The sequence below is a fragment of the Streptomyces sp. YS-3 genome (assembly GCF_045257485.1).
GTDB lineage: Bacteria > Actinomycetota > Actinomycetes > Streptomycetales > Streptomycetaceae > Streptomyces.
In genome coordinates this window covers 1-9239 of record NZ_JBJHPC010000281.1, presented here as the reverse complement: position 1 = coordinate 9239, position 9239 = coordinate 1, and the positions used below count along the sequence as shown (strand labels likewise).

Annotated in this window: 9 protein-coding genes and 1 pseudogene; 4 read left to right on the top strand and 6 right to left on the bottom strand. The window is 68.9% G+C overall.

The genetic code is table 11. The features are described 5' to 3' along the window. Window positions 1–338 precede the first annotated feature (338 nt). Both ACJA3G_RS21905 and ACJA3G_RS21900 read right to left on the bottom strand, forming a co-directional pair. Complete coding sequence (locus tag ACJA3G_RS21905) at window positions 339–524, bottom strand: hypothetical protein (RefSeq protein WP_406554720.1); 186 nt, start codon at window positions 522–524, stop codon at window positions 339–341. A gap of 111 nt (window positions 525–635) precedes the next feature. Beyond that, on the bottom strand, window positions 636–785 hold the full coding sequence (locus ACJA3G_RS21900; RefSeq protein WP_406554721.1) for a hypothetical protein: 150 nt from the start codon (window positions 783–785) through the stop codon (window positions 636–638). Between the two features lie 141 nt (window positions 786–926). On the opposite strand from ACJA3G_RS21900, the gene ACJA3G_RS21895 reads away from it, so the two are divergent. The 3 genes from ACJA3G_RS21895 (at window position 927) to ACJA3G_RS21885 (ending at window position 3882) form a co-directional block, all read left to right on the top strand. After that, a complete protein-coding gene (locus tag ACJA3G_RS21895) occupies window positions 927–1133 on the top strand; it encodes a hypothetical protein (protein WP_406554719.1) in 207 nt (68 codons plus the stop codon). A gap of 792 nt (window positions 1134–1925) precedes the next feature. Next, window positions 1926–2747 (top strand): GNAT family N-acetyltransferase, encoded by an 822-nt coding sequence (locus ACJA3G_RS21890; RefSeq protein WP_406554718.1) that lies wholly within the window; start codon window positions 1926–1928, stop codon window positions 2745–2747. 631 nt (window positions 2748–3378) lie between these two features. Continuing rightward, window positions 3379–3882, top strand: coding sequence for a hypothetical protein (locus ACJA3G_RS21885; protein WP_406554717.1), 504 nt, complete (start codon window positions 3379–3381; stop codon window positions 3880–3882). Between the two features lie 89 nt (window positions 3883–3971). On the opposite strand, the pseudogene ACJA3G_RS21880 reads toward ACJA3G_RS21885, so the two are convergent. The 4 genes and pseudogenes from ACJA3G_RS21880 to ACJA3G_RS21865 form a co-directional block, all read right to left on the bottom strand. Continuing rightward, window positions 3972–4808 (bottom strand): annotated as a pseudogene (locus tag ACJA3G_RS21880) (IS5/IS1182 family transposase). After that, window positions 4808–5818 carry an aldo/keto reductase gene (locus tag ACJA3G_RS21875; protein ID WP_406554716.1) on the bottom strand — a complete coding sequence of 337 codons (1011 nt, stop codon included), beginning with the start codon at window positions 5816–5818 and terminating at the stop codon, window positions 4808–4810. Before ACJA3G_RS21875 ends, ACJA3G_RS21880 begins: the two are co-directional and overlap by 1 nt. Window positions 5819–6293: 475 nt before the next feature. Further along, the gene (locus ACJA3G_RS21870) at window positions 6294–6479 is read right to left on the bottom strand and encodes a hypothetical protein (RefSeq protein ID WP_406554715.1); all 186 of its coding nucleotides are present in this window, start codon (window positions 6477–6479) and stop codon (window positions 6294–6296) included. A gap of 451 nt (window positions 6480–6930) precedes the next feature. After that, complete coding sequence (locus ACJA3G_RS21865; RefSeq protein ID WP_406554714.1) at window positions 6931–7518, bottom strand: TetR/AcrR family transcriptional regulator; 588 nt, start codon at window positions 7516–7518, stop codon at window positions 6931–6933. A 209-nt stretch (window positions 7519–7727) separates the two neighbouring features. Here ACJA3G_RS21865 and ACJA3G_RS21860 point away from each other — a divergent pair, with 209 nt between their 5' ends. Continuing rightward, the gene (locus ACJA3G_RS21860; protein WP_406554713.1) at window positions 7728–8879 is read left to right on the top strand and encodes an FAD-dependent oxidoreductase; all 1152 of its coding nucleotides are present in this window, start codon (window positions 7728–7730) and stop codon (window positions 8877–8879) included. Window positions 8880–9239 lie beyond the last annotated feature (360 nt).

Sequence of the window (9239 nt, the reverse complement as noted above, 5' to 3'; positions counted from 1 at the left end):
GGCGGGTGGGCTGCCACCCGAGGTCGGTGACGGCGCGCTGCGCGGATTTCACCTGGTTCAGGCTCGGGGCCTCGGCGAACGGACTCCGAGAGGCTCGCCAGCGTGTTCCGCCGGCCAGGGCTCGGCCCGGCGGCTGCCGCCCGCCGCACGTCGGCGGCGGCCAGCGCCGTGACTGGCACCGCCTCGTCCGCCACTCCGTGCAGCACGGTTCCCGTGCGGCTTTGGTCACGGCCGGCACGAACAAGTTGGCGAGGTCATCCACGTGCACCATCAGCCACTGGGGGGCGCCGGGGAGCCCACGTACGGGCCGATGCTGTGCTCGCGGGCCCAGCCGACCATCAGGCTGGGGATATACGGCCGCCTTGGCCGTACGCGGTGCCGGGGTTCACGACGACCGCGCGTACATCGTCGTCGGCGCCGACAGCCAGCACCCGCTGCTCGATGCGGGGGCGATAGCCGACAGTGGCGATGGCGTTCGTCGGGGCGTCCTCGTCCAGGGTGGCGTCATCAGTGGCCCCCAGCACTCAGACGCCGCTGGTATAGGCGAAGGTACGTCCGGAGCTGCGCAGCCCGGCGACCAGCACGTCAACGGCGGCGGTGTCCATGGCCTCGTCGCGGTCGGGGTGGCAAGTTCATTACGCCGTCGATGTCCTCGGTGACGGCGGCCCCAGAGAGTCTGGGCCGGCCAAGTCGCCGATCCGCACCGGTTCACCGGTCGGCAGCCGGCTGTCCTCCTTTATGCAGTGGACCAACTGGTGGCCGTGCGCGGTGAGCTGCCGAGCCACGGCTGATCCGATGTAGCCGGTGGAACCCAGTACGAGTCCCTTCACGATCGATCTCCTTTGCGGATGGAAGAGTGGAAACGCTGGGATAGCAGAAGAACAGGCTCGTCAGCCTGAGGCGGCGGCGCGGGTGGCGCGGTCGGCGTGAGCAGCGATGTCGTCCAGGCCGTCGCCCGCGTGTGGGCGCTGTGGAACCTGATCGTCGGGGCGATCGCCGAGCGCGCCTTCGGCGATCTATTGGGTTGGCTTCTGCACAGCGGCGCCTCCACGTCAACGGGCTGGGCTCGCCCACTGGCCGCTGGGCTGAAGAGGCGCCGAAGGCGACGCGCTGACGTCGTCGACGACCCCTAGCTGTCCGGTGTGGCCGGCCCTTTCGGTGACGGAGCAGACGCGGCGTGGCTGTGAAGGATGTCGATGGGGGGAGCCGTCATCTGCCCGGGGCGGGCGGTGGCCGCGAGATTCTGCGGGCATATGCGGCCCGCAGCCACCCGCTGCTGGCCGTCAGTGCGGCTCGGGCGGGTTGCGACGTCTCAGTCGCCGCCGCGGCCGAACCGGACCTGGCCGACGGGTCAGGTGGGAGGTGGGATGTGCATGGCGGGGTCCTCCTGTGTCGGATGACGTTGGTGTCGCGGTGTTGATGGCCGCGACCGATTCTCCGGCTCCCCGATGGGCCCCATCAACGCAAAGATCAGCAAGCGCCGATAACCTGGGCTTATGGAAGGGCTGACTGCTGTCGCGAGCGCGTGATGTCGCAGCAGATCCCTTCACACCGGCTGGTGCTGCCGGAGCGCTCCGCCTCCGCCGCTGCAACGTCTGCGGTGCGGATTCTCCCGGGCTGATCTGCAGCCGGGATTGCGCAACCGGTGAACTGCGTGTCTGCTTACCCGGCTGGAGTCGGAGGCACTGGGCCAGTGGCGGCCTGATCGCCGGGCGGGTCGGGTAATCCGGGCGCCCGCACGTGTGCTGGCGGCTTGACCGCTGGCAGCCGCTGCGCCTGCAGACGTGAAGCGGAGGACGATCAATGGGCAAGGACAAGCCTTGTCGGCCCATATTGAAGTTGGCGGTCACCTGAGGGGAATGGAGGGTTCGTACGGTCGGGGAAAAGGGGATGCGCCGGGGCCCGGCGCCGTACGACGATCGAGCATGACCTGGTATCTCACGGACGACGTCGAAGCTTTCCGGGGGGCCGCGCACCCCTTCCTCGCTGCTGACCCGGCACGCAACACGGTGCTGCTCACCCTCTCCGAGGGTGCGCGTGACGGATACTGGCCGGGTGCGCGGTTCGGCTGGTGGACCGGGACGGGCCCGGCGGTGGGTGGTGCGTACGTCCAGACGCCGGGAATGCCTGCGGTGCTGGGCACGATGCCGGACGGCGCGGCCCGGGAGCTCGCCGGGGCGCTGCGCGGCGGGGTGCTCGCCGGGGTGAACGGCGCCACCGCCACCGCCCTGGCCTTCGGCGAGGCGTGGGGCCGGTATCGGGTGGACCGGGAGGAGCGGCTGTTCCAACTCGCCGAACTCGCCGACCCGGTACCGGTCTTGGGCCGCGCCCGTTTGGCGACCGAGGCGGATCTGCCGCTGGTTACCGCGTGGATGACCGCGTTCCTCGACGAGGTGGCGCTGCCGCCCGGCCTGGGCGCGGCGGCTGCCGCGGCGAGGCGCACGGCGGCCGGGCAGTTGGTGCTGTGGGAGACGGAGGAGGGGCCGGTGTCGCTGGCCGCCGCCTCCGGGGTGCTGGCGGGTCAGTCACGTATCGGCCCGGTCTACACCCCGCCCGCGCTGCGTGGCCGCGGCTTCGCGGCGGTCGCCACCACGGCCGCGACCCGGCTGGCCCTGGGGTGGGGGGCTGCGCAGGTGGTGCTCTTCACGGACCTGGCCAACCCCACGAGCAACGCGCTGTACCAGCGGCTGGGGTACCGGCGGGTCCAGGACCACCTGGTGCTGGACTTCACGGGGGGAGGCGACTGACACGGTGCTCCCACTTGGTGCACCGGTTGCGCGAAGCCTCGAGGCTGACAGCTGCAGATCGGGCGCCGGCAGATGGCCCCCGATGAGCGGCGCAAAGGTGAGCTCGGCCCGCCAGGCATTCGAGGATGATCCGGACATCGAAGTTCTCGTGAACCACCTTTCCGATGCTTGGGCTTGGCTGGAGGGGCATGTGCTGCTGTCCCGGTGCCCAGTCAGTCGGAAGGCTTGCGCCGGCTCTTCCGCGACGGTAAGGACCTGGCGAAGGATCCCAGGCGGCATCACGCGGTTTGAAGCCCACCAGCGCCTGTCCGGCCAGCGCCGCCCGTCCCTGAAAGACGCATAGCGGCTGGGGCACCACTCGCTGAGCTGTCCGCACGCGGACAGCTCTGGCGTAATGCGAGCAGGGCAGCCGGCAGCTGAACGTCGGCGCGTTCTGAGGGGGGCGGGGAGTCCCCATACCCCGGCGCTCGGTCAATCCCCATAGTTGTCCGCGGACAACCCCACTTGTCCGGTGCCCGCCCCGTGCATGACCTGTGCGGATCACCTCCCGGTCACGCGGACAACTCCTCGTACCGGCACTGTCGGACTGCGGACCGCAAAGAAAGGGTGGCCCCCGGAAGGATGACGCCCGGTGATCACCGCGCTCAAGGCATGCCCTGCCAAGAGCGGCGATCTTGCCGTAGGACGGGGTTGCCGCCCAGCGCTCCAGTCACACCACCATTCGCCTGCCGAGAAGGGGAAACGCATGCGTCTCAAGAGGATCGCCGGCACGGTCGCCGCGCTCGGACTGGCAGCCGCCGGAGTGGTCGGCACCGCAAGCACCGCGAGTGCTGCCGTCATCGGCGGGTGCACGCACAGGTACCACAGCTACTACGGGGCCGAGTACTTCATCTGTGATTCTGGCACTAACCATGTCTATTGGGTTGTCGGCAACGGCAACGCCACCACCGACGAACGCTTCTACGTCGTGGTGCACGACAACTGCGGGAACACCAACAGGTTCAACTGGAACGACGTAACCCAGTCCGGATACAACAACACCGGCTATTGGACGGCGTGCAACATCGACTACGCCTACATCTACCCGACCGAGGCGAGCAGGGGGCAGGACGGCCCGACCCTTTGGGCTATCTGACATGTTCGCACGTGCCTGCGCCCCGCCAGCCTCTGGCGGGGCGCTTCAACTTCCACAGCTAAGAGATTCCGCGGGTAGCGGACAAGGCGTCATGGTCGGCGGGCTGGCCGTGTGTCCCAGCGTTGGTTGGTCCAGGCTTCGCGGATGAGGCGTCGGATCACGATGATCGCGGTCATCAACGCGAACAGTGCGTTGATGACGGCCGCTCGCTCGACGTTCCGTGCAGGACAGGGTGAAGTTGAAGCCGCGGCTGTACCAGGAGTTGGTGCGCTCGACGACCCAGCGGCGGGTGTGGTTGATCGGGATCACGGCGGCCTTGGGCCGGATCCGCCACTCACAGCCGAGATCGGTCAGCAGTTTGCGGGTGACCGTGAAGTCGTAGTCGGCGTCAAGGTGCACCGTGATCTGCTCAGGCAACGCGAGCTCGAATCGCCCGAGCTTCTCTGGCGTCGGGCGCAGCAACGGGGAGTCGTGCCGGTTCGCGTCGGCCACGACACAGCCCAGCGGGATCCCGCGTCCGTCGGTCATCCGCGACCACTTGATCCCGAGTTTTCCTCGGTCAGTCGGTGATACCCCGGCGATCTCGCCACCGCAGGGCGACTTGGTGATCTGCCCGTCGACGGTGATGTCGGCCAGGTCCAGGCCCACGACACGGTCGTAGGTCTCCAGCACGATCTGCTCCAGCCCTGCGAAGACACCGGCCGCGATCCACTCGTTGCGTCGGGTTCTCATCGTGGTTGCCGAGCACGTTGATCGGCGTGCTTCTCGGACGAGCCGGCGAAGACGAGTTTCGCGACGAGCTTGTCGAACACGATCCGGTCCGGGATCCGTGGGTTGTGGCAGCCCCACGGATGTGTCTCGAGATGCGGTAGCAGGAGGGCCTCGAACTGGACCCACAAGGGCTGAAGGCCGGCAGTAGCCCGCACTACCGGGAGGTGGCCACAGGCCGCGACTTGTAGAAGGACTCCTCCAAGTAGGCGACCTCGTGCGGCTGGTAGGGCTCCTCCAGGTAGGCGGCCTCGTCCTCGTCAAGTGCGACGTCCACCGCAGCCAGTGCGTCGGCCAGCTGGGCCGGCTTGGTGACCCCGACGATGGGCGAGGTCACCGCCGGGTTGCGCATGACCCAGGCCAGAGCGACCTGGGCCGGGGACAGACCACGCTTGCCCGCGATCTCGTGGACGCGCTCGGCCACTGCCTGGTCCCCGTCGCGGTAGAGGATCTTGCCGCCCTCGTCAGTATCGGCACGCGCCGTGGGGGTGTCCCGGACCCGCGTCAGCCTGCCCCGCGCCAGCGGGCTCCACGGCATCACACCGACGCCCTGGTCGGCGCAGAGCGGGAGCATCTCCCGCTCCGCTTCCCGGTGGATGAGGTTGTAGTGGTCCTGCATCGACACGAACCGGGTCCAGCCGTTCAGATCGGCCAGATACAGGGCCTTGGCGAACTGCCAGGCGTACATGGAAGAGGCTCCGATGTAGCGGACCTTCCCGGACTTGACCGCGTCGTGCAGCGCCTCGAGGGTTTCCTCGATCGGGGTGTCGTAATCCCAGCGGTGGATCTGGTACAGGTCGATGTAGTCGGTCCCCAGCCGCTTCAGGGAGGCGTCGAGCTCGGCGAAGATCGCCTTGCGGGACAGCCCGGCCCCGTTCGGGCCGGGGCGCATCCGCATCCAGACCTTGGTGGCGAGAACGACCTCCTCGCGCCGTGTGAAGTCCTTGACCGCCTGGCCGACGATCTCCTCGCTGCTTCCGGCGCTGTACCCATTGGCCGTGTCGAGGAAGTTGACGCCGCCCTCCAGGGCCTGCTTGATGATGTCCCGGCTGGCGTCCGCGCCCAGCGACCAGGGCTCGCCACCCCGCTCCGGCTCGCCGAAGCTCATGCAGCCGAGGGTGATGGCGGAGACTTCCAGCCCGGTCGTTCCGAGTTTGATGTATCGCATGCGCCGAAACTAGGAGTTGGAGTGCGCTCCAACGCAAACTCAGAGACCTGGGGCATGCTCCGCTGGACCGGGCGGCGGTATCGCAGCACCCGCGACCGCGCCCCTACCGGCGGAATCCCTAAGGACTATTGCTCGAGGGCAAGCGGCGTAGGTCTCTGCTGCGCCGCAGGCGGCCGTGCCGGGTGGGCGTCGACTGATCCAGAATTCGCCGGATGGGAGGGCGATTGTGCCGGAGTTCAATGGAAATCTGACTCCCACGCGCGCCGTGGACCAGAACGACAAGTTCACCGGCTCAGGGTTGGCCGTTCCTGACGGCCGCGCGTTCAGTCCGCGAACGCGCGGCAGCTCCAGAGGTGGTGGGCACCGTTGGGCAGGCAATGGGTGCCCCTGGGCGCTACGGGTGGCGCACCCTCTCCCAGCCGGCCTGTGGGGCACACCTCGCTGTCACTCGCGGCGTGCAGGTGTCGCCGCCGCGTCACTGCACAGCGGGCGTCGGGGGGTCCACGATGTAGCTGATGCGCACGGTGCCGCCGCTCTGAGCGGGAACCAGAAATTCCAGGTCCTTGCCGACGGCCTGGCCGTCCACGACCTGGCTCTGGGTCCCGGAGGTGCGCACGACACCGCCGTCCCAGCGCAGCAGCACCTCATCTCCAGAGGTCATGCCCGTATACGGCTCGACGTGCACCGCGACCGCTACCTGCTTGCCCCGCCGACGAGGTGGCCGTCGACGGCCTTCCGCACCACCGGCTCACCCAACGGGCCGCCACGTGCGTGTCCCGTGTCCTGCCGTTCCTGTGCAGCGTGCTTCATGTCAACGCTCCCCACGCGCCAGCGCGCTCCATTGCATCAAACCCTTCCCCCATCGTGGCGCGCCATCGCGCGGCGTGATGCCGAGTCAGCCACAAGGCATGCATGCAGACGGTGTGCGGCTGTTGTCCCCCTGAGTGAAGATCGGGATCGGTCTGCGGGTCTTGGCGGTAGCACAGGCCCATCGGGGGACGCCCGTCGGCACATGTGAAGGCGCGAGTGGCTCTCGGTCTGCGGCAGGAACGATGTTGAACGAGCGAGGGCCGGGTGCGGTCCGTGTGGCGACACGGGCCCGCCCGCGAGGGTCAGCTCTGGCGGCTGATGGTGGCCCAGCCGTGTTCGAGGAGGTCGAAGGCGTGTGCGAGGGCGGCCTCGGGATCGTCCCGGTCCCTTGCGAGGCCCGCTGCTTCCAGGGCGAAGCGGGCCAGGGCTGCGCACGTCACGTCGTCCGGCGGGGAGCCGATGTCCGCGGCGATGGCGCCGGCGAGCGCGGTCTGGTGACGCATCCACATGCGGTGGCGGTAGTCGCTCAAAGCGGGGGTGGCCTCGACGAGCTCGGCAAACTGCGCAAAGCGGGGATCTGCGGAGTTCGACCGGATCCGGGCGTGCAGGATGTGCTCGCGCAGCGCCGCCGGGATGGACTGCCCCTGGGGCCGCTCGCGCACGGCGGCGACCAGGGCCGCCTCCTGGCCGGCGTCCTGGTCGAAGACCAGTGCCTCCTTACCGCTGAAGTGCTTGAACAGAGTCGTGGTGGACACGTCCGCAGCCTCGGCGATGTCGCGGACACTGACCTGCTCGTATCCGCGTTTGAGGAACAGGGTCAACGCTGCGTCTGCCAGGGCCTGGCGGGTGGCGGCCTTCTTGCGCTCCCGGCGCCCCGTCGTCTCGGTCATGCGCCCAGCCTACCCAATGGATTGACTGGATTGAAAAGTTGACTCGTTGCACTTGTGTAATGAGTGTGCTTTTCTGTTGATGCGGCGCTGGGCATCGCCTCGGGCGGTCTCTGACCGGCCGTCAATCAAGGAACCGGCCGTTAGTCAAGCCAGCGCCTCAGGACGGCCTGCCGCCGTCAGCTACCGCCTTCACAGAACGGGGCACCACCATGAACACCACCGCACCCCGCATCGCGATCGTCGGCGCCGGGCCCGGGGGCCTGACCTGCGCCCGCATCCTGCAAGTGCACGGCATCACCGCAACCATCTTCGACGCCGACGCCTCCCGCACCGCCCGCGACCAGGGCGGCACCCTGGACCTGCACGCCGACTCCGGCCAGATCGCGCTGCGCAGCGCCAAGCTCCTGGAGGAGTTCCTGCGCCTGGCTCGCCCCGAAGGTCAGCAGATGCGCCTGCTCAGCTCCGACGCCGCCGTCCTTTTCGACAAGGAGCCCGAGGGCGAGCAGGACGGCAACCCAGAGATCGACCGTGGCCAGTTGCGCGATCTCCTGCTGGACTCCCTGGCCCCCGACACCGTGCGCTGGGGCCACGAGGTCACGTATGTCGGTCCGCTCGGCGACGGCGCCCATCGCCTGCACTTCGCCGGCGGCGCCACTGCGGACGCCGACCTCGTCATCGGCGCCGACGGCGCCTGGTCCCGGGTGCGCCGCCTGCTCTCGCCCGAGGCCCCCACTGCCCCCGTCTACACCGGCGTCACCTTCGTCGAAGCCGGCCTGAACGACGCCGACACCCGCCATCCGGACTTGGCCGCTCTCACCGGCGACGGCACCATGATGGCGCTGGACGACAACAAGGCCCTCATCGCCCAGCGCAACAGCAATCAGCACATCCGCGTCTACATCGGTCTGCGCGCCGACCGGGACTGGTACGAGCGGGCCGGTATCGACCTCGCCGACACCGCCGCCGTCCAGAAGGCGCTGCTCAAGGAGTTCGCCGCCTGGAGCCCCGACCTGCTCGGCCTGATCACCGACACCGACACCGGCTACATCAACCGGCCGCTGTATGCGCTGCCGGTCCCGCACACCTGGAACCACACGCCGGGGGTCACCCTCCTCGGCGACGCCGCCCACCTCATGTCCCCCTTCTCCGGAATGGGCGCCAACCTCGCCATGCTCGACGCCGCCGACCTCGCAATGGCCCTCGCCACCAGCAGCACGATCGACCAGGCCATCCGCGCCTACGAAGCCGTCATGCTGCCCCGCTCCGCGCAAGCCGCCGAAGGCGCAGCCGAAGGGCTCGACAGTGCCTTCGCCCCCGACAGCGCCGAGCAATCCCTCGCCCACATGAACGCCCACCACTGACCGCAATGCCTCCAGCCGATCGCCGAGCGTTTCGTGAAGCCAACAACATCCTGCAACTGTCCGCTCATTGCCCTTCAGTGCTTCCTGCCTTCTCCCATGGCACAGCCATCGCCTACCAGGAGATGCGCCGAAGCACCGTCGCCCCTCTCCTGACGGCACGTCTCAACCGCGGCGAGCGCGGCACCGCGTGGAGATGCACGGCGCGGATCCCGGCGGCCGTCCGGGCCTGCGCCGGGCCCGGGCCCCCGTGTGGCGGCGGCAGCGCGCTCATGGTGGGTGCCCTCCAGTACGCGGTGCGTGCATCCCACGGTACGCGGTCCCCGTAGGGCCGGGGGAGGCCCTGCGGATGGGGCCCGGGAC

Coding starts and splice junctions, on each gene's coding strand:
- ACJA3G_RS21865 (WP_406554714.1), bottom strand. CDS start 7,518: ATGACCGAGACGACGGGGCGCCGGGAGCGCAAGAAGGCCGCCACCCGC.
- ACJA3G_RS21890 (WP_406554718.1), top strand. CDS start 1,926: ATGACCTGGTATCTCACGGACGACGTCGAAGCTTTCCGGGGGGCCGCG.
- ACJA3G_RS21870 (WP_406554715.1), bottom strand. CDS start 6,479: ATGACCTCTGGAGATGAGGTGCTGCTGCGCTGGGACGGCGGTGTCGTG.
- ACJA3G_RS21875 (WP_406554716.1), bottom strand. CDS start 5,818: ATGCGATACATCAAACTCGGAACGACCGGGCTGGAAGTCTCCGCCATC.
- ACJA3G_RS21860 (WP_406554713.1), top strand. CDS start 7,728: ATGAACACCACCGCACCCCGCATCGCGATCGTCGGCGCCGGGCCCGGG.